The 24,212-nt window shown below is 69.4% G+C and carries 23 protein-coding genes and 2 pseudogenes; 15 read left to right on the top strand and 10 right to left on the bottom strand.

Annotated elements, in window-relative coordinates:
* The first annotated feature begins 85 nt into the window (after positions 1-85).
* Together ACGF5U_RS27905 and ACGF5U_RS27900 are read left to right on the top strand one after the other, a co-directional pair.
* Positions 86-703, top strand: a complete 618-nt coding sequence (locus tag ACGF5U_RS27905) for a TOPRIM nucleotidyl transferase/hydrolase domain-containing protein (protein ID WP_392716376.1) — start codon at positions 86-88, stop codon at positions 701-703.
* Positions 704-1,511: 808 nt separating this feature from the next.
* Positions 1,512-2,033 (top strand): hypothetical protein, encoded by a 522-nt coding sequence (locus ACGF5U_RS27900; protein ID WP_392716374.1) that lies wholly within the window; start codon positions 1,512-1,514, stop codon positions 2,031-2,033.
* A 437-nt stretch (positions 2,034-2,470) separates the two neighbouring features.
* Here ACGF5U_RS27900 and ACGF5U_RS27895 read toward each other — a convergent pair whose 3' ends face one another.
* Positions 2,471-2,875, bottom strand: coding sequence for a hypothetical protein (locus tag ACGF5U_RS27895; RefSeq protein WP_392716372.1), 405 nt, complete (start codon positions 2,873-2,875; stop codon positions 2,471-2,473).
* A 501-nt stretch (positions 2,876-3,376) separates the two neighbouring features.
* Between ACGF5U_RS27895 and ACGF5U_RS27890 the strand changes: the two genes are divergently transcribed.
* Both ACGF5U_RS27890 and ACGF5U_RS27885 read left to right on the top strand, forming a co-directional pair.
* On the top strand, positions 3,377-3,514 hold the full coding sequence (locus tag ACGF5U_RS27890) for a hypothetical protein (RefSeq protein ID WP_392716370.1): 138 nt from the start codon (positions 3,377-3,379) through the stop codon (positions 3,512-3,514).
* Positions 3,515-3,895: 381 nt separating this feature from the next.
* On the top strand, positions 3,896-4,351 hold the full coding sequence (locus tag ACGF5U_RS27885) for an AraC family transcriptional regulator (RefSeq protein WP_392716368.1): 456 nt from the start codon (positions 3,896-3,898) through the stop codon (positions 4,349-4,351).
* Here ACGF5U_RS27885 and ACGF5U_RS27880 read toward each other — a convergent pair.
* Both ACGF5U_RS27880 and ACGF5U_RS27875 read right to left on the bottom strand, forming a co-directional pair.
* Positions 4,309-4,977: a response regulator gene (locus tag ACGF5U_RS27880; RefSeq protein ID WP_392716366.1), complete on the bottom strand. Its 669-nt coding sequence runs from the start codon at positions 4,975-4,977 to the stop codon at positions 4,309-4,311. The genes ACGF5U_RS27885 and ACGF5U_RS27880 overlap by 43 nt on opposite strands.
* On the bottom strand, positions 4,974-6,131 hold the full coding sequence (locus ACGF5U_RS27875; protein ID WP_392716364.1) for a sensor histidine kinase: 1,158 nt from the start codon (positions 6,129-6,131) through the stop codon (positions 4,974-4,976). Before ACGF5U_RS27875 ends, ACGF5U_RS27880 begins: the two co-directional genes overlap by 4 nt.
* Before the next feature lie 197 nt (positions 6,132-6,328).
* Here ACGF5U_RS27875 and ACGF5U_RS27870 point away from each other — a divergent pair, with 197 nt between their 5' ends.
* On the top strand, positions 6,329-6,784 hold the full coding sequence (locus tag ACGF5U_RS27870; RefSeq protein WP_392716362.1) for a DUF6223 family protein: 456 nt from the start codon (positions 6,329-6,331) through the stop codon (positions 6,782-6,784).
* Positions 6,785-7,737: 953 nt separating this feature from the next.
* Here ACGF5U_RS27870 and ACGF5U_RS27865 read toward each other — a convergent pair.
* Positions 7,738-7,986 carry a transposase gene (locus tag ACGF5U_RS27865; protein ID WP_392716623.1) on the bottom strand — a complete coding sequence of 83 codons (249 nt, stop codon included), beginning with the start codon at positions 7,984-7,986 and terminating at the stop codon, positions 7,738-7,740.
* Positions 7,987-8,060: 74 nt separating this feature from the next.
* Positions 8,061-8,333 (bottom strand): annotated as a pseudogene (locus ACGF5U_RS27860) (transposase family protein); the annotation flags it as partial.
* 639 nt (positions 8,334-8,972) lie between these two features.
* On the opposite strand from ACGF5U_RS27860, the gene ACGF5U_RS27855 reads away from it, so the two are divergent.
* Both ACGF5U_RS27855 and ACGF5U_RS27850 read left to right on the top strand, forming a co-directional pair.
* Positions 8,973-9,899, top strand: coding sequence for an NADP-dependent oxidoreductase (locus ACGF5U_RS27855; RefSeq protein WP_392716360.1), 927 nt, complete (start codon positions 8,973-8,975; stop codon positions 9,897-9,899).
* A gap of 56 nt (positions 9,900-9,955) precedes the next feature.
* The gene (locus tag ACGF5U_RS27850; RefSeq protein WP_392716358.1) at positions 9,956-10,891 is read left to right on the top strand and encodes an AraC family transcriptional regulator; all 936 of its coding nucleotides are present in this window, start codon (positions 9,956-9,958) and stop codon (positions 10,889-10,891) included.
* Positions 10,892-11,274: 383 nt separating this feature from the next.
* On the opposite strand, the gene ACGF5U_RS27845 is transcribed toward ACGF5U_RS27850, so the two are convergent.
* Complete coding sequence (locus ACGF5U_RS27845; protein ID WP_392716356.1) at positions 11,275-11,748, bottom strand: MerR family transcriptional regulator; 474 nt, start codon at positions 11,746-11,748, stop codon at positions 11,275-11,277.
* A gap of 19 nt (positions 11,749-11,767) precedes the next feature.
* Positions 11,768-12,640: an SDR family NAD(P)-dependent oxidoreductase gene (locus ACGF5U_RS27840; RefSeq protein WP_392716354.1), complete on the bottom strand. Its 873-nt coding sequence runs from the start codon at positions 12,638-12,640 to the stop codon at positions 11,768-11,770.
* Between the two features lie 426 nt (positions 12,641-13,066).
* Here ACGF5U_RS27840 and ACGF5U_RS27835 point away from each other — a divergent pair, with 426 nt between their 5' ends.
* From ACGF5U_RS27835 to ACGF5U_RS27820, 4 genes are all read left to right on the top strand, one after another.
* Complete coding sequence (locus tag ACGF5U_RS27835; protein WP_392716352.1) at positions 13,067-13,201, top strand: hypothetical protein; 135 nt, start codon at positions 13,067-13,069, stop codon at positions 13,199-13,201.
* 668 nt (positions 13,202-13,869) lie between these two features.
* Entirely contained in the window at positions 13,870-15,492 is a 1,623-nt protein-coding gene (locus tag ACGF5U_RS27830) for an ISL3 family transposase (RefSeq protein WP_392716350.1), read from the top strand.
* A gap of 41 nt (positions 15,493-15,533) precedes the next feature.
* Positions 15,534-16,046 (top strand): hypothetical protein, encoded by a 513-nt coding sequence (locus ACGF5U_RS27825; protein ID WP_392716348.1) that lies wholly within the window; start codon positions 15,534-15,536, stop codon positions 16,044-16,046.
* Between the two features lie 95 nt (positions 16,047-16,141).
* On the top strand, positions 16,142-16,516 hold the full coding sequence (locus ACGF5U_RS27820; RefSeq protein WP_392716346.1) for a hypothetical protein: 375 nt from the start codon (positions 16,142-16,144) through the stop codon (positions 16,514-16,516).
* 413 nt (positions 16,517-16,929) lie between these two features.
* Here the strand turns inward: ACGF5U_RS27820 and ACGF5U_RS27815 are convergent, their stop codons facing one another.
* Positions 16,930-17,364 (bottom strand): hypothetical protein, encoded by a 435-nt coding sequence (locus ACGF5U_RS27815; protein WP_392716344.1) that lies wholly within the window; start codon positions 17,362-17,364, stop codon positions 16,930-16,932.
* Positions 17,365-17,698: 334 nt separating this feature from the next.
* Between ACGF5U_RS27815 and ACGF5U_RS27810 the strand changes: the two are divergent.
* Positions 17,699-18,902 (top strand): annotated as a pseudogene (locus ACGF5U_RS27810) (IS110 family transposase).
* 24 nt (positions 18,903-18,926) lie between these two features.
* On the opposite strand, the gene ACGF5U_RS27805 reads toward ACGF5U_RS27810, so the two are convergent.
* On the bottom strand, positions 18,927-19,346 hold the full coding sequence (locus tag ACGF5U_RS27805; protein WP_392716342.1) for an ankyrin repeat domain-containing protein: 420 nt from the start codon (positions 19,344-19,346) through the stop codon (positions 18,927-18,929).
* Positions 19,347-19,973: 627 nt separating this feature from the next.
* Here ACGF5U_RS27805 and ACGF5U_RS27800 point away from each other — a divergent pair.
* The 3 genes from ACGF5U_RS27800 (at position 19,974) to ACGF5U_RS27790 (ending at position 23,830) form a co-directional block, all read left to right on the top strand.
* Positions 19,974-21,371, top strand: a complete 1,398-nt coding sequence (locus tag ACGF5U_RS27800; RefSeq protein ID WP_392716340.1) for a replication-relaxation family protein — start codon at positions 19,974-19,976, stop codon at positions 21,369-21,371.
* 172 nt (positions 21,372-21,543) lie between these two features.
* The gene (locus ACGF5U_RS27795) at positions 21,544-23,613 is read left to right on the top strand and encodes a Shedu anti-phage system protein SduA domain-containing protein (RefSeq protein WP_392716338.1); all 2,070 of its coding nucleotides are present in this window, start codon (positions 21,544-21,546) and stop codon (positions 23,611-23,613) included.
* Between the two features lie 37 nt (positions 23,614-23,650).
* Positions 23,651-23,830 (top strand): hypothetical protein, encoded by a 180-nt coding sequence (locus ACGF5U_RS27790; protein ID WP_392716336.1) that lies wholly within the window; start codon positions 23,651-23,653, stop codon positions 23,828-23,830.
* A gap of 94 nt (positions 23,831-23,924) precedes the next feature.
* Here ACGF5U_RS27790 and ACGF5U_RS27785 read toward each other — a convergent pair whose 3' ends face one another.
* Positions 23,925-24,179, bottom strand: a complete 255-nt coding sequence (locus ACGF5U_RS27785; protein ID WP_392716334.1) for a hypothetical protein — start codon at positions 24,177-24,179, stop codon at positions 23,925-23,927.
* Positions 24,180-24,212 lie beyond the last annotated feature (33 nt).

The raw sequence follows: 24,212 nt of genomic DNA, 5'->3' as shown, positions 1-24,212 counted from the left end.
CCCCCTGCCCGGCTGACTCACCGCTGATCGACGCGCCGGCGGAAATTCTCTGGCACGGTGATCTGCAGGGGTTGAGACTCGTCTCATGACTGACATGACGTCCTTCCAGGAGGCGGTCATCGCCTGGGCAGCAGGTGGTCCCGGCGAACCCGCGCGCGAGCTGGCCGCGCGGCTGTCCGTCCGGGCAGTCGTCCTGCTCGAAGGCCCGAGCGACGTCGCAGCGGTCGGCGCGTTGGCCGCGAGTCGGGGGCGGGACCTGGCGGCCGAAGGGGTCTGCGTCCTGTCGATGGGCGGCGCGATGAGCGTCGGGCGCTTCGCCCGACTCCTCGGGCCACCCGGTCTGGGCCTCCGCCTCGCGGGACTGTGCGATGAGGCGGAGCGCCGCTACTACGCCCGCGGCTGGGAGCGGGCCAGCGCACCACAGCAAGGGTTCTTCGTCTGCGCGGCGGACCTGGAGGACGAACTCATCCGCGCGCTGGGCGTGACACGGGTGGAGGAACTCGTCCAGGCTGAGGGTGATCTGCGCCCGCTCCAGACCTTCCTGCGTCAGCCCGCCCAGCGGGGTCGCACCTCACAGCAGCAGTTGCGGCGCTTCCTCGGTACGAAGAAGGGGCGCAAGATCCACTACGGCCGAGTCCTCGTCGAGGCCCTCGACCCCGACCGCGTTCCCGCGCCACTTGATGGCCTCCTCGCAAGCATCTGACGGCCGAGTGACGTCATCTCGGCGGAAGAGATGACACTCCGCCAGGGCGGCGGTCACGGGGGCGAGGTGCCCGGCAGGTACCGGCGCGCCCAATCGGCGGCGGCGCCAAGAAAGTCGGTAGCTCACGCTCGGCGCCGTCGAGCAAGTGGCGGAGCTCAGGTACGGACAGCTCGATCACCGGGCTGTCGTTCTGCTCGGCGTCGACGGTCAACCGGACGGTGTCGCCCCGGCGGTTCACCGGCAACCGGGCGGAGCGGCATGCGGTGATCAAGCCGCCGCGAGGCGTGCGGCACGCGGACAACTGGATGATCCCGCGGCCATCGTCGTACGCAACACCGCACTCCGGCTGGCGCCCTCCCGCACCACCGGTCCGCACCATCCAGCGGCATGCGGACTGGACGCCACCGAACCTGAGCTGACCGCGCCTTCCCGTGGCTCGGCGCCGCCGACGAGCCGGCCTCGCCCGTGGGCGAGCATGTGGGCGCGACCCGTCAGCCAGTTCCCGTCGGTGGTCCGCTGCGCCGACCGGCGGACGAGCCGAGGCCGGTGTGAGGCGGCCCACGGCCGCGCATGCGGTCGACGGCGGCCGACATCCACCGCTGTCGACGAGTAGTGGCTGCCGCATGGGCGTGATCAGGACCGGGGCCCCACGGACGAGGAACGGAGGCTTCCACTGGGGCCGGACAACCATGGTCTGCCCCAGGTGGTCCGCGCACCGCCCGGTGGCCATCGCCGCTCGGTCCGTCCCACCGGTGACATACGGTCGGTGCACGACACGCGCGATGGAAGCCGACGCGAAGGACACTCCGTGAGCGGTTGGTGGGCCTACTTGGAGGAGCGGACCCGCCAGGAGGTCGACGCGAGCGTGTTGCGTGACCGCCGGATGACGGCGGTCAAGGCAGTGTGGAAGGCACTGCGCCCTTTGCGGTTGGGCCTGCACGAGGCGGAGCAGGTGGTAAACGCGCGCTACGAGGCCCTTGGCGATCGTGTGGAGTACAGCCCGCCTGATTCGCTCGATGTCCCCGCCCTCGCGACCCGCGCCGCAGCCCTGCCTGGCCGAGTGGCCGCCGTCGAGGCTCTCTGGGACGGCGATACCGTCCACGACTGGTTCGTGCTGCTGGTCGCCGTCCTGGACTGTCCGGCCGGCGAAGGCCACCTGGCGACCGTCCACTACCGCCCTGGCGACCTTCCGCCGGCTACCGCCGCGACCGAGGCGGGCCGGGCCCTGGCCGACTACCTCGGGGTGCCGTTCCACTTCGCCTCGCCGGATCTCCCCGATGACGAGGCCCCGCGCTGGCGAACGGTTCAGGGCAGGTCCGAAGGACCATGATCCGAACTAGGCCGGGAACGCCCGGGAGCAGGCGGGTTGGCGGCGGTCCTCGCATGCGTCGCGTCGTATGCGAGGCCGCGGCCTACGTCGGCGACGCGGATCTTTGATCCGTCCCGCGTGCAGGCCATTCGATTCCCCTGCCGCGGCGACTCACATGACGCTCGCTCACCACGAGAACGCGCCGCCGTCCTCGCGGCACTGGTTCGCTCAGCTCGCCACGTTGCTGAACTGTGAGGTCAGGCGGACCTGGACGGCCCGGCCGTTCACTCGTACATCTCGATGGTGACGTCAGGATGCGGTTGGGCACCCGGGGTTGCCGGGAGGCTCTCCCGCCGGTCGGGCGGCCGACGCCTGCGCTGGGTCGCCGTGCGTGCCCGACGACGAGACCCAACCCGCCTCCGTAAGCGAGCGACGCCGGGCACGACACGCCCGGGTGGTCAGCGCACCCAGACGTCGATGACGGGCGAGACGACCCGCTTCCGGCTGTCGACCAGGCGCAGCTTGTTGTGGCCCTTCATGCCGAGCATGACGCGCATGTTGTACATCGAGCGCGAGTTGGTGTGCATTGACGCGGGCAGGGTGACCCAGTTCCGGTCGCCGAGCTTCTGCTGGAGGGTGACCCTGCTGCCGGGGGACACGTTCTTGGCGACCCCCCGGATCCGGAACTGCTGCCAGGCGCGCACGTTCTTCGCGGAGGCCTTGGCCGAGTGGGACGGGACCGCGGTCGCCGGTTTGTGCTGCGCGGGCGACGGCGAGACGACGGCGACCGCGGTGCCGACGGAGGCGGCCACCACGGCTGCGGCGGCGATTCCGGAACCCCAGATACGTACGGACTGACGCATGTTCTGTCTCCCAGGTGCAAGAAGGGGGGAAGGCTTCACCAGAAACGTAAGCACATGAGGCGATAACCGGATTATTCGACACGAGGTCAAGTGAACGGAGTACCCCGTCCAGCCGTGCGGCACCTCCGGTCGCCGAGCACAGCCCACGTCACGAAGATGGCCCACCACCGCCCGCCGGCAGCCGCCGTCTCTGTCGACCGCCACCGACCAGCAACCGCCGACCGTCGACCATCCGCCACCGGCCACCGACCGCCGTGAACACCACCCACACCGCGGACGGCGACGCGTGCGCGTACCGGCAGGCGACCGCTCGGCGTACCAGCGTCATGGGCACGCCTCGGCGCCCCCGAACACGCCCCAGCGCCCCCCGGCACGCTCCTATGGCGCTACGCCCCCCGGTCCCCGTGTCCTGATCCGAGGGTCGTGTGTCCTGGTGGACACTGCCGGTCGCCGACCGGCTCGCGGTTGGGTGGGATGACACCACACCGCCCGGAGGTACGCATGACCACCGTCGTCGGCATCGCCGTCCCCGACAGCCGCATCGCCCGCGAGGAGACCGCCATCGTCCGGGACGCGGCATCGCCGACCGTCTTCCACCACTCCCGCCGTGTCTTCTTCTGGGTGCACTGCGGGGCATGACCCGCAGACTGAAGGCAGATCCTGAGCTGCTGGACGTCGGAGCACTGCTGGCGGCGACCGGTCTGCTGGACGGGCGACGGGCGACGGGCGACGGGCGACGGGCGGCGACCCACTGGGAGTTGGCGGAGTCGCTGGCCCGGCGGTTCCCGCAGGTCGCCGTGGACGCCGACGCCCTCTTCGTACGGGACGGGGACTTCCACACCTCCGCGGGGGTGACCGCCGGAATCGACCTGGCGCTCGCGCTGGTCGAGGAGGCCTGGGCGCGGACGCGGCGCGAGCCGTGGCCCAGCACCTGGTGGTGTTCCTGGCCAGGCCCGGCGGTCCGTCACAGTTCAGCGCCCGTGGCGGGTACGACAACCCCGTACGCCGCTGCTGCGCACGGTGCTCGACGCCGTGACCGCCGAGCCGTCCGGCGACCACGCGCTGGAGAGCCTGGCACGGCGCGTGGGCGTCAGCGCCCGGCACCTGACGGCTGTTCCGTGCGGAGACCAGCACCACGCCGGCGCGTTTCGTGGAGCAGGTACGGCTGGAAGCGCGACCACGCTGCTCGGGCACCGCCCCGCAGGAGGGGTCGCCCGCCACGCCGGGTTCGGCAGCCCGGAGACACTGCGGCGGACCTTCCAGCAGGAGCTGGGCGCGACACCGGGGGCGTATCGGTCCAGGTTCCGTACGAGCAGCCACTCAGCCGACGCCGACGCCGACCCCGCGACCGGCCCTCACCGTCGGTGTTGTTCCGCAGCATCGATCCGTTCAGCGGACAGCCTGAGCGGAAAGCACCATGCTGCGATGCGATGTCACGGGCGGCGTGATGCCGGGACCACCAGGCCGGATTCGTAGGCGAGAACCACGAGCTGGGCGCGGTCGCGGGCGTGGAGTTTAGCCATGGCCCGGTTGATGTGGGTCTTCGCGGTCAGCGGGGTGATCACCATGCGGTGGGCGATCTGCTCGTTCGACAGGCCCTGCGCGACAAGGACGACGGCCTCGCGTTCACGGTTGGTCAGTTCGTTCAGCCCCGCGTCGGTGCGGTTGTCGAACGGCTGGGTGACGTACCTGTCGATGAGCTTGCGGGTGATCGACGGCGCGAGTAGCGCGTCGCCGCGCGCGGCGACGCGGATGGCGTGCAGGAAGTCGTCCGGCCGGATGTCCTTGACGATGAATCCGGCGGCGCCGGCCCGCAGCGCGTCGAAGACGTACGCGTCAAAGCAGTAGTTGGTGAGAATGACGACGTGGACATCGGCCAGTGCAGGGTCGGCGGCGATACGCCGGGTCGCCTCGATGCCGTCCATGACCGGCATCTGGACGTCGACGAGCGCGACGTCGGGCAGATGCTCACGGGCGAGCGCCAGGCCCTCGTTCCCGTCGGAGGCCTCGGCCACCACCTCGATGTCGTCCTCGGCCTGCAGCAGCGCGCGGAATCCGCTGCGAAGGAGCGGCTGGTCGTCGACGAGCAGAACACGGATCATGAGGTTCGGTCCACGGGAATCTCGGCCTGTACGGTGAAGCCGCCTTCACCGCGCGGCTGTGCCCGTAGCCGGCCGCCCAAGGCGGTGACTCGTTCGCGCATCCCGAGCAGTCCGACGCCGGAAGCGGAAGCGGAAGCGGAAGCGGAAGCGGAAGCGGAAGCGGGGCCGGGCGCGCCCGTCCCGTCGTCGTCGACTCGTATCGCGAGGACGTCGGGGCCGTAGGCGATCCGGACCGACGCCGTCGCCGCGGCGGCGTGGCGGGCGATGTTGGTGAGCGACTCCTGAACGATCCGGTAGGCGGTCCGGTCCACCGCGGCCGGTACGTCCTGTCGCCGCCCCTCGATCGTCAGTGTCGCGTCCAGGCCGGTGGTCCGGGCCCGTTCCACCAACTCCGGGACGTGGTCGAGTCCGTGCGCCGGCGCCGTGCCGTCGTCGCGCAACGCCTCCAGGGTTGCCCGGAGCTCCCGGGCCGCCTCGCCGCCGGCCTGCCGGATCGCCAGCAGGGCTTCTGGCACATCTTCGCCGCGCTTGCGTGCGAGGTGGACGGCGACCTCGGCCTGCACCTTGATGACCGAGATCTGGTGGGTGAGCGAGTCGTGCAGCTCGCGCGCGATGTGCAGCCGCTCCTCGTCGGCGCGGTGCCGCGCGGCCTCTTCCCGGGTGCGCTCGGCTTCGTCCGCGCGCTGCTCGGCCTGCCGCAGTGCTTCTCCCGCGGCTCCGGCAGCGACCAGCCAGGCGATCTCGAGGGCTCCTCGGGCCTGTGCGAACGCCTCTCCCGTGTCGTGCAGGCCCGAGGCCATGGCCGCGGGTGGCAGGGCGGCCAGCAGGATCACGCTCGCCGCCGCTGTGACGCCCCGGTGTCCCGCACGTACGGCGGCGTACACGGCGAACAGGTACGCGACGGCAGGCACGTCGAAACCGGCCGCCTGGTACCCCACCGCGCTCACCCCGGTGACGGCCAGGACGGGCACGGGAGCGCGACGGCGTGCGGCCAGCGCCAGGCCGCCGGCCGCCAGCAGCGCGTAGCCGAGAAGGTCGAGGGGCTTGGTGGAGTGCTGCCCGGACAGCCCGGTGACCAGCAGTGCCGCCGCCACACAGGCGGCGATCGCCCAGTCCTTGGCCCCGGCCCCCACGCCGGACAGTCCTGTACCCATGCGCGCACCCTAGCCGGATGTCCGCACGGGCGACTCGTGCGGGCGGACGATCGGCCGGCTACCGCACCTGCGGTACTTTCGCCGCTTCCTGCGGCGTCTGCGGCAGCGCGAAGTGTCTGCGTTCGCGGGACGACCGGCGGTGGGTCCGGCGGACATGCTCGGAGGGCATTCAGCCGCAGGAGAAGAAGGAGTACGTCATGTCGGTCCGCTATGTGCTCGCCGTGGCCGGAGGAACCCTGATCGGCGGTGCCGGGCTCGCCGTACCGGCAGCCGCGCCCCCTGCCGTCCATCCGGCCTCGGACGCCGCCGGGGTCTCGGTCCAGCAGGTCGCCGCCACTGCCTACGACTTGAGCGCCGGACGCCTGTGGGCCCTCGTGGCCGCACTGGTGGGGCTGACCGGCCTGGTCATCGGCGGACTGGCCCTCGCCCGCCCCACCGGTCGTGTCGGCATCCTGTCGGGGCCGAGCAGGGGCGCCGTGGCCGTGGCGGCGGGGCTGATCAGCGCGGCCCTCGGTGCGCTGGTCGCGGCCACCTCCGCCGGTGGGGTCGGGACCGGCAACGGTCTGGGCGGGGCTGTCGTGGCGGTGGTCCTGGGGTTGATCGGCATGGTCCTCGGGGGCCTCGTACTGGCCCGCTCCCGCCGCACCACCTGACGACTGGGCCCAGTTGCCCCACCCGACTGATGACCACACGTCAGACCGCCAGATCTCCACACCGGCTGACGACAGCCACCTACAGTTCCGGTGCACGGATCAGGAGCCCGCACCTGCCAACCGGCACTCCCGGCAGTTCCCCTGCCGGGATCGCCGTGTTGTCGGCACCCGCACGATCGCACAAGCGAATAGACGAAAAGAGGTTCTTGCGAACATCATCCGCACTGATGCGACGGTGCACCGTCCGCTGGCCGCCGACACCGAGCTGGCCTAGGCTGGCTTTATCGAGCGGTAGTGGGTTCTGGCACAGATTTTGGGGAGCCGTCGCGGAGAGTTATCGCGGTGTTCGAGGACGCGGGAGGGTCTGAGCCTCGGATCCGTACCTGTTGATCTGTCCCACGAACTCCGACAGTGATCAGGCGATGGTGACGTCTCGTGCATAGACGCGTGCTGGGTCAAGGTGGAGTTCGTACGCGGTGTAGCACTCGCTGATCTCTGTTCCCACTGCAGTGCCGCAAGGACACAGTTGATTCAGCCCGTCCTGGCCATGCAGCCCGCAGCAGCCTCCGTGGACCCCTTCAAGGTCGGGCAGCAGGTCCGGCGCGTCGTTGGGATGGAGAACGATCGTATTTCGGGGGCCTCCGGACGTGAGGAACCCGTCTCCGTCGGGATCGGCAACAGCCGGACCTCCGGGAAATACTGCGACGCATTCGTCCGTGGGAAGCAACGGGGCACCCCATGGCTCGGGCTCCAGAGCATAGAACCCCTGGTCCATGGTGGCCGGGGCCCGGCGGGACCCGTCGGGCCCGATCCGTCCGTCGAACTCAGGCCTGACCAGCGTCTCAGACAGCTGCACAGCCCTGGTCAGAGGGCGAGCACAGGCGGCACACACAAAAGTGATCACACGAAGTTCTAGCCCGTCGAACCCGCATCAGCAAGAGTCCGCTTCCGGGCTACTGCAGCAGGATCATCTTGCGTAGGAGTTCGAATCCGGCTCGGCCGTAGAACTGTCTCTTGATCTTCTTGATGCGGTTGACGGCGCCTTCGATGCTGCCGGAGCTCCAGTCGAGAGTGAGGCCGGCGGTCACGGCGTCGAGGTCTCGGCGCAGGTGAAGTGCGAAGCCGGTGAGCCCAGGCAGCCGGCTGGCGCCGACGGCGTCGATCCAGGCAGGGAGCGTGGCACCGAGGCGGCCGGTGAGGATCTCACCGAAATCACGGACGTGCCCGGCCGCTCAGGTAGAGGACGCCGACCTCGTCCAGGACGAAGGAGTCGGCGCACGGCTCGGTCTCGTCGTGGGGCGAGGGCGGCCAGTACGTCGACGGCATCGCGGATGTAGCGGAAGGCGGTCGCGATCCCGATACCGAACCCGGCGGCGAGCTGGGCGTAGGTGTCACCACACCGCAGGTGGGCGAGGGCGAGCAGGGCCTGACGCCCTGGTGTCAGCCGTCGCCACCGCGTACCGATCTCCTGCCACCGGGAGGTGAGTTGTCCGGCCAGATACCGCAGGGTGTGACTGGACAGGTCGATGGACGACGGGTAGACGAGCACGCGAGGCTCCTGGCAGCACGGTGGATCTTAGTCATGGCACCGTCTACCAGGAGCTTCGTCGTTGCGCAGGAGCGTCCAACTGGTGGCTGCTACGACCAGCCTGGAAAAGGCTCATTCTGAACCGCGGATGCTGATAACCCTCCGCGCGGCGTCGGGGTGGCACGGACAACGGAACGGCACCCCGGCCACAGGGCTCGTACGGTCGTAACGAGAGGCGGCGTGCAGGACCGCCGCCCCCGTCGGCCAGCGCCGGCCCTCCTCGCCCCTCCCGAGGGAACCGGCGCCCTCCGAACCCTGGGCAGCAGCGAATGCTGTCGAAGCGGCGCAGGCGGGCGGCCAGGGGCTGCTCGTGGCACCGAGAGCAACTGCGCTTCCATGGCGATCTCCTCGTCTACACGCTTCCGGCTATCGGGGCGGGCGACGCAGGGGCCGTCGGTCACGGCCGCGTCAAGGCGCCGGAAGTCAGCGGGCCGGCAACCTCGACCTCGTCCAGGCAGGTTGTGTGCCCCCTCAGGCGCCGTGGACGCTCGGACATCTTTCGAAGACTGAAGGATATTCAGCGGCTCGTTCGATCTTCCTAGTGTGGAGGCACACGAAGGGCGGCCACCCCGGGACCGCCCCAGCGAGAGGGAGTTCACCATGCGTGCTGTCATCCAGAAGTCCTTCGGCGGCCCCGAGGTCCTGGAGCTCGTCGAGAGGGACAAGCCGGCCCCGCTCGGCGGTGAGGTCCTGGTCCGCGTTCACGCGAGCGGCGTCAACCCGGTCGACGTGGCGGTGCGTTCCGGCGCTTACCCGCTCCTGGGCGAGCCTCCGTTCGGTGTCGGCTGGGACATATCCGGTGTCGTGGAGGAAGCCGGGCCCGGTGCCCGCTTCAAGGTCGGGGACGAGGTCTTCGGCCTGCCGTTCTTCCCGCGTGCCGCCACCGGCTACGCCGACTACGTGGCGGTTCCCTCGCGCCAGGTGGCCCGCAAGCCCGCGGCACTCGACCATGTGCAGGCCGCCTCCGTGCCGCTGGCCGCCCTGACCGCCTGGCAGGGCCTGGTCGACGCGGCCCGTCTCGCCGAGGGACAGCGGGTGCTGATCCACCGGGCGGCCGGTGGCGTCGGCCACTTCGCGGTGCAGATCGCCAAGGCGCGCGGCGCCCACGTCACGGCGCTGACGAGCGCCGCCAACCACGACTTCGTACACGAACTCGGGGCGGACGAGATCATCGACTACCGCACCACCGACTACACCGATGCGGCCGAAGGCATGGACGTCGTCTTCGACTCCAGCTCCGAGGGTGAGCGGGCGCTGAGCGTCCTGAGGCCCGGCGGCACCTTGGTCAGCATCATGGAGCACTGGAACACCGAGCTTGCCGCCCGTGTCGAGAACGAGGGCCGCCGCTTCGCCGGGGTCTCGGTCGAACCGGACTACGCCTCCCTGGAGGCGATCGCGGCCCTGGTCGACGCCCGCCGCATCCGCCCGCACGTCTCCGTTTCGCTCCCGCTCGAACAGGCGGCGAAGGCCCACGAGCTGGTCGGATCCGGCCGCACGCGCGGCAAGGTCGTCCTGACAGTGGCCTGAGCAGGGCGGGTTAGAGTGCGGAGGAAGACCGGGAGGTCTGGGGAGAGGGGCGGGAGTTGGACATCCTCACCGAGGTGCTGGCCTCGATGCGTACCGGTCGGCCGGTCTCCGTACGGACCACCGGCCGTGTGCCCTTCGGGCTGAGGCTTCCCCCCGTGGCCGGTGCGGGATTCCACGTGGTGTTGTCGGGTACGTGCTGGCTCGTCCCGCTGGAGGACACGGCCCATCTGTCGCCCCTTCCGCTCGGCCCGGGCGACGTGGTCTTCCTTCGGGACGGGCGCGGTCACATCCTGGCCGACCACCCCGACACCCCCTCCGAGGTCGAGCGGGCCTCGCAGTTCAGCCCGGGCTCACCGCTGGGCACGGTCACCGTCGGCGGCGTGGGCGCCGCCACCAACCTGCTGTGCGGCAACTATCACCTCGACCAGGCCCGCGCCCATCCCCTCGTGCGGCAGCTGCCGGAGATCATCCATCTGCCCGCGGATCCCCTGCGGCATCCCGAACTGGCTTCGGCCGTGCAGCTTTTGCGCACGGAGCTGGAACAGCCGCGGCCGGGTTCCGCGGGCATCGTGCCCGCGCTGATCGACTCGCTGCTCCTGTACATCCTGCGCGCCTGGCTGGAGGAACGCCCGGCCGCGCAGGCCAAGGGCTGGGCCGCCGCGCTCGGTGACACGGCGGTCGCACCGGCCCTGGCGGCGATCCATGAGAAGCCCGCCTTCCAGTGGACCGTGGGGACGCTGGCCGCCCGCGCGGGCCTGTCCCGTGCGGCCTTCGCCCGCCGGTTCAGCGATCTGGTCGGTGAACCGCCCATGACGTATCTGACCCGCTGGCGGATGACGACTGCCGCGCGGCTCCTCCGGGAGTCCGACGTCCCGCTGTCCGAGATCGCCGCGCGCACCGGTTACAGCTCCGAGTACGCCTTCGCCAAGGCTTTCAAGCGCGAGTACGGGCAGGCCCCGGGCGGTTACCGGCGTGAGGTGCACAGGGCCTGACCGGCGGTCGGCACCAGCGACGCCGGGACGAAAGGGGGACGGCCGGAGCGGCTGCATGCCAATCCGCCAGCATTCGGCACGCCGACGGCAAACGCCGTGCCTGGCCGGGCCGGATCCTGATTTCGTCTCTGCGAACACCGCCGCGCATCGCTCTCCGGCGAAGGCGCCAAGGCCGCAGGCATCCCCCGGAACAATCAGGCACCGCAGGAGCCGCCACACCGCCTGCGCGACCACGGATCCGCCCCCCGCCCCGCACCCTGCCGGCCAGGAGTCGCCGGGTCGCACCGTGGCTCTTCGCCGTCGTGCCCGTCCTCGTCTGGACGGCGATCGCCCGAACCCGCTCCGTCGGCCTCACCTCAGGCCGTGGGACCGAAGGGCGGGCGTCAGTCTTCCGGGTGTCCGTCGTAGACGTGGATCTTGTACTCGGTGATCTCCAGCGCCAGACGGAGTTCACGGATCTGCCGTTTGATGCGGTCTTGCTGGTCGAGCATGATGCGGCGGCGTTCCGGGATGGTGTCCGGGCCCTGCTCGACGAGCAGGATGTAGCACTTGAGGTCGGTCATGGTCATGCCGGACAGGCGCATCCGGGTGAGGAAGACGAGACGGCGCAGGTCGAGCGCGGAGTATTCCCGGTACCCGGACGTGTTGCGAGCGGGCCGCACGAGCCCTTCCTGCTCGTAGTACCGGAGGGTGTGCGTCGACAGGCCGACCAGCCGGGCGGCCTCGGCGACACTCTTGGGCATCGCCGAGGCCTCGATCGTGGCGTCGTCGAGGAGCTCGTGCAGAGCAGCGATCGCCGATGAGGACGGCCCGTCGCCGGCAGCGAGGATACGTTCGATCAGCGCTTCAGTGGCCATGGCCCGCAGCCTACGGCGATCAGAACGCGCGCACTGCGGGCGGCAGCCCTGGGAAGTCCGCCGACTCGCTCACCGACGCCCATTTCTTGACGTCGTCGAGCCCACTCCGGTAGACGCGGGTGAGATTGCGAACCGCCTCGGCACCAAGGGGGAGGCGGAGCGGCGCGTCGGGGGTGTCGAGCATGTCGCGGATCACCTGGGCGGCACGTGCCGGATCGCCCTCCTGAATGCCGTCGGCCTCGGCCATGTTCGCACGCACGGCACTGACGGAATCGTCGTAGATGGAGCTCTGCCGCGCTGTGTTGAGCACGTCGGGGGCGTTGAACGCGGTGCGGAAGCGACTGGGCTCGGCGATCAGGACACGGATGCCGAACGGCGCGACCTCACCCGCGAGCGCCTCCGACCATCCCTCGAGCGCGAACTTTCCGGCCGAGTAGCTGCCGACGGCAGGGAACGACATCCGCCCTCCCTGGCTGCTCATCTGCACGATCGCGCCCGAGCGGCGCTCCCGCAGATGGGGCAGCACGGCACGCACATAGGCGGCCGGGCCGAACAGATGCTGCTCGAGCATGGCCCGCAGATCGGCATCCGTGATCTCTTCGGCGGTACCGACCTGGCCGGCACCGGCATTGTTGACGAGCACGTCAACCCGACCGAACACCTCCAGCGCCTGCTGCACCACCGCGTCCGCCCCCGCCGTGTCACGCACATCGTGCTCGATGGCGAGAAGCCGGTCCCCGTACCGCGCCTTGAGCCCGTCGAACCGGTCGGCCCGCCGCGCGGTCCCGACCACCTGCTCGCCAGCCCCGAGTGCCGCCTCGGCCAGCGCCAGGCCGAGGCCCGAACTCGCACCCGTGATGATCCACGTCTTCGTCTCGTTCGTCTTTGTCACGACCCCGACGCTAGGGGTTCAAGTGCGCTTGAAGGCAAGCCCGCTCGGACTCGGCTGGCGATGAGGGGTCCGGCCGCTTGCCCCACTGCGCGACCCTCACGGCCTCGAGGCGCCGCACGCCGCGGACGCGCCGATACGCCCGGCTCGGCGAAGCACACCGCTTCGAGCCCTCGGCCCCGAGCGAGACCCGGCCACCTGCTACGGCGTCCTGGAAGTCAGCCGTTGTACCAGATCACCACTCCCAGCCAGGTCACATCCCCTCCCGGCTGTGTCGGAGAACGGTGAAGGGACGATCCCGGGAGCGTGCGATTCCCAGCCCTGCCCAAGCATGGGGCAAGCGTCGCACGAGGTCGACGTCCCGCTGACGATCCTGGTCCTCGTGTCTGGCCGGTCTGTTCGCACGGGAATGCCTCGTTTCCGTCGGCGTTGCTGTCCTATGATCCCTCCTTCGCCCAGCGCCATGCGGACGCCGGTCTCGCCATCGACGTCCTGGCCGAACTCATGGACCACGACAGCTACGAGACCACCAGGTCGTACTACCGACCGCCGCCCGAGACCTAGAAAGGCGGCCGGGCGCGGTTCTCGCACGAAGAGGAGCGAGGACCGCGCCCGTGAGCGGGTTCAGCCTTTTCGGCTAAGGCGCCGGAATTCTCCGCAAATAGCGGCCCCAGACTTGGGCTTTCCGGTAGGGACCGTCACCGTCACAGTCGTACTGGGGTTCGTCGAACTGAACCCAGTACACCATTTCACCTTGGTGAGCCATGGGGTGCTGCAACGGTTCAGGGTCCTCAAAGTCAAGGACTTTGCCTTGGAACTCCTGCGCCCAAGGGCCTTCCCAGGACGGGTCCTGGACGACCGTCACCCGCGTTCCGGCAGCAAGGACATCTTCACCGCCAGTCCCGGAGCGGGGGTGTTCCGTGCTGTCGCTACTCATTCGCTGCGGTCCTTGAACTTGAAGTCGAGCGCTTCTCGCGTCCGGGGATTATAGACGTAATGGACTTCAACGCCCTTTACCTCCATCTCCATCTTCACCCATCCGTCGGAAGCAGGCCAGCGGGGGTCCTTGAGTACTGTCGGCAGCTGGGTGCTGGCTGTAATCACGGGTAGCGGTTCTGGCTCGCTTTTCGTGAAGCGCGCACGCTGAGTGACGGCTACTGCTCCGATCAGGCTTCGGGAAGTTGCCTGAAAGTGACCAGGGCCGCTCTTGGTGTGGTCGACAGTGCGGCGTCGTGGAAGAGACGTCGCCTCCCCTGGAGGGCCTGCTGTTACCGTCCATCGCGGACGTGTCGGTGCAGTCGCTGGAGGTGAGCCACGAGGCGATACGCATCGACGTCTGCAGTACGGCAGCCGGGGCGGCATGCCCGGACTGCGGGAGCGAGTCGACCCGGGTGCACAGCTCTTACCTGCGGTTTCCTGCGGACGTGCCGAGTGGGGGACGTCTGGTGGTCCTACAACTGCGAGTCCGGCGGTTCTTCTGCCCGGAGTCTTCGTGTGCTCGGCTCACGTTCGCTGAGCAGCTGCCGGGACTGACCCGGCGGCACAGCAGGTGGACGGAGCGGTTGCGATCGACTCTCGCCGCGGTGGGTCTCGCCCTCGCCGGCCGGGCTGGCGCCCGGATGGCACGTGCCTTCGGGGTGTCCATCAGCCGCAGCGCGGTGTTGCGGCTGCTCGATGCATTGCCCGAACCCGAAGTCCCGGCCCCGCGCGTGGTTGGTGTTGATGAGTACGCCACACGCAAAGGACGGGTCTACGGCACGGTGCTCGTCGACGTCGAGACCCGTCGGCCGGTGGATCTGCTGCCTGACCGGGAGGCGTCCAGCCTGGCCGCATGGCTGGCGAAGCGACCCGGGATCGAGATCGTCTGCCGGGACCGCGCGCCGTTCTTCGCGGAAGGCGCCACAGCCGGGGCACCCCAGGCGACGCAGGTCGCCGACCGCTGGCATTTGTGGCACAACCTCGGAGAGGCTGCTGAGCGGGCTGTCGCCCGCCACCGCCAGTGCCTTCGCGTCCTGGTCCCCGATCGCAAGGGGAAGGCCGACGAACCGGCGCCGCCCGACGAGACAACGGACTCTCCATGGCGGAGTGAGCGATTCGCCAACCGCGTCCGAGCCAGGCACGCCACGGTCCACGCGCTCCTGGAAGCCGGCCACAGCCGCCGTTCCATCGGGCGCCAGCTGAACATGACCCACCGCACCGTCAAGAGCCTTGCAGACGCTGCGAAGCCGGAAGACCTCTTTCGTGGTCAGTGGCAGCACAACAGGACCTCCGTCCTCGACGAGTACAAGCCCTACCTGGACGAACGCTGGGACGAGGGCTGCACCAACGCCTGGAAGCTCTGGGAGGAGATCGTTCCCTTGGGCTATCGAGGCAGCTACGGCCGGGTCAGCGCCTACCTGCGAGAGAAACGCACCTCGCCACGGCCGGTCACCGCGCAACCGCCGGCACCCCGCATGGTGACGAGATGGATCCTCAGCCGACCCGAGACGCTGACCGAGATCGAACAGCTCCGGCTCAAGACCATCCTGGCCAACTGCCCTGAACTCGATGCCCTGACCGGTCACGTCCGATCCTTCGCCCGAATTCTCACCGAGCGCCAGGGCGAACGCCTCCCGCAGTGGCTCGACGCCGTCCGCCAGGACGACCTTCCCAGCCTCCACACTCTCGCGACCGGCATCGACCGAGACCGCGACGCGGTCATCGCCGGCCTGACCTGCCCTGGAACTCCGGCGTCGTCGAAGGACACGTCAACCGGATCAAGATGCTCAAGCGCCAGATGTTCGGACGCGCCGGTTTCAGCCTGCTACGCAAGCGCGTATTGCTGGGCACCTGACCAACGGCCCGGCTCTCGGTGATAGGACTTCCCTCTACGGAAAATGATGGGGGGAGCGACAGCGTGGACGCAGTAGTAGCGATCAGCCTGATCCGCATGGCCGCTGCAGACTTGGCCATGGAACCCTGGCAGCGCCCCTCGGACGCTTATCTGGTCCAGTTGGGCCTGGACGCCCTGATGGCCGACATCGAGGCTCCGTCGCTTCCCCTGCTGGCTGGCCTCGCGCGTGGTGAGTACCACCAGGCCCGCGAGCTGTTCGTCCTTGTGCTGGAAGAGTTGGGTCTGCTGCCGCTCGCCTCGGACGATCTTGCGAAGGCTCGATGGACTGCGGCCCGCTGGTGGGCTGGCCGGATCGTCGCGGGCCAGCTCGATCCCGTACACGGAGCCGAGCTGATCTATCAGGAGTCTGCAGCCGAACTGGACTACCCCGACGTGCTGCAACCCATCGTTGATCTGGCGAGAGCATTCGACCTGCCGAACGATCAACTTCCGGATCAGCAGCACATTCGCGACCGGGTCACCTCCGCGGCGCGAGACTTTCTCGCCACAGAAGCGCATCAGAACCACTGCCTTTGAGCTACGTCGCATGACCCACCGTGACCGGTTCACGGAAAGCGAGCCAGAACCACTTCACGTGAACGAAGCCACTGCGCACCACCACGACCGCCGCTGTGCGGGGCCGGGCGTACGACGTCGTCGCCCACCAGCAGGCGGCGATGCCCGAGCATCTGCTCGCGCCCGAGCCGGCCGACCCCGAACACGACGATCAGGAGCCGGAGGCCGGGCGCCCAGGGGCGATCGACATGACGGCGCTGCGGGCCCTGCGGGAATCCCGCACGGACGTGGAAGCCCTCGATCTCACCGCCGACCGGCTGCGCCGCATCCAGGAGGCGGCCACCAAGATGGTCAACGACTCCCGCGCCCGCGCGCACCGCCACACCGCACAGGCCGACGCCGACGCGGTGCGCCCTGTGCGCCCGGACGACCAGCAGGCGCACCACCCACAGCAACCCGGCCCGCACCGCGGCCGGGAGGCCGGCCACTGAGTGGACCCGATGGTGCGCACCCGGTGCGGTGGTGCGCACCGACGACGCCCGGCTCCACTCCACTGAGTGGAGTCCACCGTCCGGGAGCGGACGCCACCGTGCTCGCCATCCACTCCACCGAGTGGAGCCCACCGAGTGGAAGTGGACGCCATCGACGGGAGTGGGGCCGCCGCGCCTCCACCCGGGCCCACTTCGCCGCACCACCATCCACCCGGTGCGCACCACTCCCGCGCGCCGGCCGCACCGGTGCGCGCACCGCCCACCGAGTGGAGCGCACCGGATGGACGGTGGTGCGCATCGTGGTGCGCACCGGATGGACTCGGTGCGCACCAGATGGGCGCACCACCGCACCAGTGCGCACCGGGTAGGTGCGCTCCACCGCACCGGTGCGCACCCACCCGGTGCGGTAGCGGTCAGCGGTGCAGAGCCACCACGTTCTCCACCACCGCGCGGGCCCGCGCCACCTCTTCGGCGCGCAGCTCCCGCAGAGTGCGGGCGGCGTCGGTCGGCGCATCGGCGAGGACCTGGCCGACGAAGTGCGCGATGGTGCGGGCGATCCCCGGCGCGGCCGCCGCGGGGGCGTGCGTGGCCCACTCGCGGATCGCCATCAGGTAGAGGACGCCGACCTCGTCCAGGACGAAGGAGTCGGCGCAGGCGTCGGTGTCGTCGGACAGCGCGATCACGGGGAAGACGACCAGTTCCGCGATGGCCGGCAGCAGCCCCGGCAGCTGCGCCACCTCGGGCGCGAGCCGCGCCGCCGTGGCGTCGTCTCCGGCCTCCACCGCCAGGACGTAGTCGAAGCCGAGCTGGACCAGGTGCAGGGGCAGCGAGGGAACGATCGGGGACATGGAGAGCTCCTGACGTACGGGCGCCGTGCCGATCACGGCGACGTCCCAGCAGGTTCGGCCCGCCAGCCTGTGGACAGAGGCCAGTGAACTCTCCCCCCCGTTACCTTTTTCGTGGCTCCGCAATGGGGCCTCCGGCCTTCGGGTCCGGCATGACTTCCCCCCTTGTTGTTCATGATCCGGGGGGTGGTGTCACCGGGTCCGGAGGCATCGACGGACCGCTGATGAGGGGCTTGAGCACCGGCTTCACCTGAGCCGGAAGAGCTCTCCGTAACGTGGATGTGGCAGCTCGGTGCCCTGGCAAGGCCGGACGAAAGCGTGATGGAGGGGCCTGCACGTGATCGACACCGGCGACATTGACGTCTTCCTTGGCCTGGACGTCGGCAAGGGCGAACACCACGCCACCGCCGTCACCCCGGCGGGGAAGAAGGCGTTCGACAAGCGGCTGCCCAACACCGAGCCCAAGCTCCGCGAGCTGTTCGCGAAGCTGAAGGCCAAGCATGGGACGGTGCTGGTCGTGGTCGACCAGCCGGCTTCGATCGGCGCCCTGCCGCTGGCGGTCGCCCGGGACATGGGCTGCCCGGTCGCCTACCTGCCCGGGCTGACGATGCGGCGGATCGCCGACCTCTACCCCGGCGAGGCGAAGACCGATGCGAGGGACGCGTTCATCATCGCCGACGCCGCCCGCGCCATGCCCCACACGCTGCGGGCCATCGACAGCGAGGACGAGACGATCGCCGAGCTGGAGATGATCGTCGGCTTCGACGACGACCTGGCCGGCGAGGCCACCCGCGTCGCGAACCGGCTCCACGGCCTGCTGACCCAGATCCATCCGTCGCTGGAACGGGTCCTGGGGCCGCGGTTGCAGCACCCGGCCGTCCTCACGCTGCTGGAACGGTTCGGCTCCCCGGCACAGATACGCAAGGCCGGACGGCGCCGGCTGGTCACGCTGCTGCGGCCCAAGGCGCCGAGGATGGCCGAGCGGCTCGTGGAGGAGATCTCCGCCGCGCTGGACGAGCAGACCGCCCACCGTCCCGGGGACCGAGGCGGCCGCGCTGATCGTCCCGAGCCTGGCCGGATCCCTGACGGCCGTCCTTGACCAGCGGAAACTCCTGGCCGGGCGGATCGAGGAACTCCTGGAGGCCCACCCTCTTTCGAAAGTCCTGACGTCGATGCCGGGAGTCAGCGTCAGGACGGGAGCCAGGATCCTGATCGAGGTCGGCGACGGCAGCACCTTCCCGACCGCCGGCCACCTCGCCGCCTACGCCGGACTCGCCCCGGCAACCCGGAGCTCAGGCTCCTCGATCCGCGGCGAACAACCCTCCAGGAGAGGAAACAAGCAGCTCAAACGGGCCTTCTTCCTCTCCGCGTTCGCCGCACTCGGCGACCCGGCATCCCGGGCCTACTACGACAAGAAGATCGCCCAGGGCAAGCACCACACCCAGGCCCTACTCTGCCTCGCCCGACGACGAGCCGACGTCCTCTTCGCGATGCTCCGCGACGGCACCTTCTACGAACCCCAGCCGTCAGCAGCGTCATGAGCAGGCATGAAGACGGGCTGGCGGCTACCGCTCCTCGCCTGCACCAGGAACGTGAACCGCCACGTCGTAGTTGCCGATCAGGTCGGCCAGAGCACGCGGACTCACGCCTTTCACGTTCTGCCGCTCGGGATCGGCTCCCGCCGCCAGCAGCACCTGGAGCGTTGCCGGATCACCCCGATAGTTGAACACCGCGTCGAAGAGAGCCGTGTTGCCGTCACGGTCACGCGCATCCACCGTCGCGGCCGCCGCCAGCAGCAACTCAGCGGCGAGCGCGCTCTGAGACTGCGCGGCGAAATGCAGCGGCGTCATGCCTGCCTTGTCTGCCAGGTCCGGATCCGCCCCGCCCGCCAGCGCCTCCCGCAGGCCAGCAACGTCTCCCTGCACAGCGCAGTAATGCACCGCCGAGCGACCCATCCAGTCCAGCCCCTGACCCACATCCACCATGGCGCCCATCCTCTCCGAGCTTGACGAAGGAGATAGGGGCACCCCCCCCGAGCCGAAACCGGCGAATCGGGTCTGCAAGGGTCAAACCGGGCCCCCTTGTCCATGGTGGTCGGGCCGACCACGAACGACCCTGACCCCTTGTCCACCTCTGCTACCGCCCCGACCATCGCCGTGTTTCTCCTTGACCTGGCCACGGTTAGACCGCGGACAAGGGGGTCCCCTGCACGCTGCTCCCTCGAGTCCCGCCCACCAGGGCACCCGAAGCGAAGGAGCCACTGCGATGACCACGCACCGACCCCCGGCAGGCGCCCGGCGCGCCCGCCCCGACCACGGGCCCGACCACCAGCGGGCAAGCCGTCCCGACCTCCTGCGGCACGCACTTGGGAGGCCACTGTGGAACCCACTTTGGTGCCCGGCACCGAGCCGGACGGAGAAAGCCCAGGTCAGCACGCAGATACGGCCGCGCGCCGCGTTGTCACACCCCTCTTATCTACTCCTGAACTTTGAAGTGATGTCCGTAGAGGAGGAGATCATCGGGTTCGGGGGCCGGGTGCCCTTGGCGGCCGGGCGCGGCCGGCGCGCGGCAGGTGGCCGCGCGTGCCAGACGACGGGGAAGGAGCGCAGCTGATGGCGGGCAAGCGTGAGGAGAACCCGGCGGGGTCGTCGAACAACCTGCGCGGTGACGTGCTGCGGGTGCTCGGAGTGCTGAAGGTCGCCACGGTCGAACAGATCCAGCAGATCTCAGCACCGCACCTGAGCTACCGGCACACCGACAAGCCGACCCCGTCGAAGCGGAAGCAGGCTCGCACCGCCTCGCACACCGGGGCGCTATCGGATCTGCGCAAGCACGGCCTGGCGGAGAACGGCGGGCAGCTCCCGGGCGGGGACACGCTGCGCAACCTCACCCCGATGGGATTGAAGGCCGCCGCTCGCGAGCTGGGGCGGCCGGTGGGGGAGATGGGCAACCCGGCCCGCGGCGCGGGCCGCACCGGGGCCTCCCACCCGATGACGGTCAACGAAGCCGTGCTCGCCTTGCTGCGCCCGAAGCCGAACCTGTCCGAGCTCACAGGCGAGCCGGCCGACGTCCGCGCCGCCGCGCAGGCCGCCGTCGACGCGCCCGCCGGGCTGGGCACCATCGCCTCCTACGCGACCGAGGTGGCGCTTCCCGCGACGGGCACCTGGGCCAACCCGAGCAAGGGCGGCGCCCAGGCGGACATCGTCATCACCGCGCCCGAGGACGGGGTGCCGCTGCTGTTCGTGGAGATCGACAACTGCTTCGAGTCCGCTCAGGTCCTCGCCGGGAAGATCGACAAGTACATGCGGTTCTGCCAGCGGAAGGTGAAGGACGTCGACGGCAAGGAGCGGCCGATGTGGCGCACCCGATGGTGGGTGCCCGACGGCCGCCACGGCGACCGGCCGCACCCGCCGCTGCTGCTCGTCTTCAACCGGATCGGCCCGCGCAACCCCAACACCGTCATCGCGCAGCTGGCCGAGCTGACCGAGCGGCACCGGAAGGGCGCCTGGTACGACGGTGGCTTCCACATGTACGACGGCAAGCTGCCCATTGTGGTCACTGGCATGAAGCAGCTCCAGGAGCATGGCCCGGCCGGAGCGGTCTTCCGGCGCTTCGGCCGGCCGCAGAACCAGACGCTCCTCGAGGCGATCGGCAACCCGCGCCGTGAAGCCCACGACGCCCGCAAGCAGGCTGAGTACGCCGCACGGCAGCGGGAGCACAAGGAGGAGCTGCGCCGTATCGCCGCAGAGCACCGGGCCGAGCGGGAGGCCCGCCGTCCCGTGTGCGTCGACTGTGGCACCGGTTTCACCGACGAACGGTGGAAGGCCATCGAGCCCGCCGGGTGGGACGCCCCGCGCGAGACCCACCCGCACCTGTGCGACGACTGCAAGCAGCGCACCATCACCGCCGAACGCCAAGCCGAGCAGGCCGGGCCCGAGCACCAGGAGCACGACCAGGCCGTGCCCGAGCAGAAGGCCGGCGGCACCTGGCTCTCCCGCTTCCGCGGCTGACATCCGGACGGAGATCACGGCTGGGCAGGATCGTCCTGCCCAGCCGCGGCGGGGGTGGTGCGCGCCTCGTGGTCGGCGGTCCTGCTGCGGCGCTCTGCCTGACGTCTCGTCAGGGAGGGGAAGAATCTCGATCTGCTGGTACCCGGCCGCCCTGCCCTTCATCCTGAGACACATGACGTCCAGTGACCTTACCCCGGCACACCCGCAGCCCTCGATCACAGCGGTGACGCGGTATGACATCTTCAACTACCTGCGCGAGATATCGAGCCCCTGGTGGGGGAAACTGGACGAGGTCACGTTCTTGGAGGACCTCTACGACCTGGACCAACCTACGGCCGATAACAGCCAGCTCCCGACTGTCCGCGCTGACATCCAGCAGCACCGGATTAACAACTACGACCTGGACGACGACTGGATCTTCGAGGACTCCCGGTTGGGGCTGTCCGACGGACCGGACGAGGTGCTGCTCGCCTTCCTGGCACGAACCGTCCATCCAGAGGTCGCGGCCAGCGTCGATGAGGCAATGAAGCAGGTTGAGGAGCTGAACCGGCTGCTAGCACCCGACGGATGGGGCCTGCGTTCCTACGACTTCCTCTCCGGCCGCCCTGTCTATACGCCGGTCCGGATTCCGCCCACGGGACCGCTGGTCCCGCTGCCGCTGAACGACGACGACACGAGCAAGCTCGACCTGGTCCTCGGGCAGACCTACAGCCTCCTGGACTGCGCCGGCGAGGAGGCCGCACGCGACCTGCTGCGCACAGCTGTCTTGACCCTGCGCCGCGACGGCGGCTTCTTCAACCCTGTGCCTGGTGACGGTTGGACGGCGGCTACCTACGAGGCGGTCCTGACCGTGGAGCGCGAACTCCAGCCCACCTGCACCCCGGAGATGAAGGAGGTGATCTGGCGGACACTGGAGCCCCTGCTCAGCCAGCTCGGACGCACCGACGTCCAGAACCTTGTGGTCGAAGGCGATGCCCGGCCGCTGCCTAACATCTCCCCGGACTGGCGCACTGAGGCTGCGGCACCCGCTACCCCCATCGTTCGCGGTCTCCGCCTTTCCTTCTCCACTACCGAGTTCGACGTCACCCGCAGGGACTTCGCCGATCTGGAGATCCGAGCCTCGCAGGACAGCAGCGGGTTCCACTACCTCTACGACACCCGCGCACGTCGGATGATCACCGACTTCGTCCTCGACGACCGGCCCCGGGTGGCCACCCTGTGCAACGTCACCATCATTAAGAAGGGCGACACCTTCACGCCGAGGATCAAGCTGTGGAAGAAAGACAAGAGGAAGGCAGGGGAGGTCTCCGCCACGCATACGGTGCCCGATACCGGGACCACCCGGGCTGTCAAGGCGCTCGTCGACGCCGGGGATGTCCACGAGAACTTCTGGAAGGTCATCAACTTCCTCCAGGGTTGCACGGGGCTGAGCACGCCCGGTGACTCCCTCCAGCTCGTGGCCAGGGACGAGGGCCAACTGACCCAGCTGCTGGCCGGCCAGGACCGGACGATGGTTCTCAGTGCGGTCAGGACCGCGATCGGCGGTGGGCTCACCGAAGAGGACATCCGGCTGATCAGCAACCGCAGAGAGCAACTCCAGAGGTTCGAGCGGTTGCTGACCGATCCGGACTACTTCCAGCAGGAGGAGAGCCTGGCAACGACGCGCGGGGCGGAAGCGGTCTGGCAGGCCTTCTTCGAGGCGAACCAGTGGATCTTCGGCTACGGCCTCAACCTCATCGCCTGTGAATCCATCGACGACGGCAAGCTGGAACGCATCACCACCGGTGCGAACATCTTCGGCGGAGCCGGGAAACGCATTGACGCCATCATGCGTTCCAAAGGCCTGATCAGCAGCATGCTCTTCTGCGAAATCAAGACCCACGACACGGAGCTGCTCGCCAAGACCCCGTACCGCGCGGGCGTCTACCAGGCCTCAAAAGAACTGGGTGGCGGCGTGGCGCAGGTGCAGAAGACCGCCAGCAAGGCCCAGCAGCTCATCTCCCGCGAGTTCCTCACCCGCATCTACGACGACGACGGCACTCCGACCGGCGTCGAAATGTCCACTACCCGGCCCCGGCAGGTCGTGGTGATCGGCAGTCTGCGCGAGTTCACTCACAACGGCGCCGTGAACCCGGAGAAGATCAACTCCTTCGAGCTCTACCGGACATCGATCCAGGACGTCGAGATCATCACGTTCGACGAGCTCTACCAGCGAGCGTGTTTCATCGTCGAAGATCGCTAGGCCGCCCAGCCGATCGGCCCAGGGCACGCTGGGAGGCGTGAGCAGTGGGCCGATCGTCGTACACCGGCCCTCCAGCTCGGGTGGCCGGAGAGTCACCGTGCACAGCGGCGGCCGGGACGAGATTCTCGGTACCGCCTTCAGCGACCACGACCTGGTCGTGTTCCTCGAGGGCGCCGGCGTCGCCGAACCTGAGGCCGTCTTGGACGACCCGCGGTAGGTGGAATGGCGCGGTGGCCAGGCCCACGAGTTCCACGCCGCCTGACGGAGGCGGTGGGCTGGGCGCACATGCTGCGCCCGGCGCCCGCCGCCGGTCAGCCGATCAGCTTGTGCAGCACGGGAACGCTGACTCCAGCGGCCGCCAGGCCCGCAGCGACGGCCGCGGGTACGGACTTGTCGTGGAGGAACATGAGGCCGCCCATGATGAGGCCGATGACGACGGCCGCCAGGAACACCACAGCCGCGTGCACCGACAGCAGCGGGGTCTCCGAAGGCGTCCCTGCGCTGGCCGGGCCGGGCGGTTCGGGGCGGGCGGGTATGGGGGAGTGCGGGTGCGGGTCCCGAGACATCGGGAGTCTCCTACGAGGCGGAGGAACAGAGAC

Origin of the sequence: Streptomyces sp. NPDC047886 (genome assembly GCF_043204435.1) — a bacterium.
Classification (GTDB): Bacteria; Actinomycetota; Actinomycetes; order Streptomycetales; family Streptomycetaceae; genus Streptomyces.
Note: the sequence above shows the minus strand (reverse complement) of the source record. Positions and strands in the feature narration are given on the sequence as shown.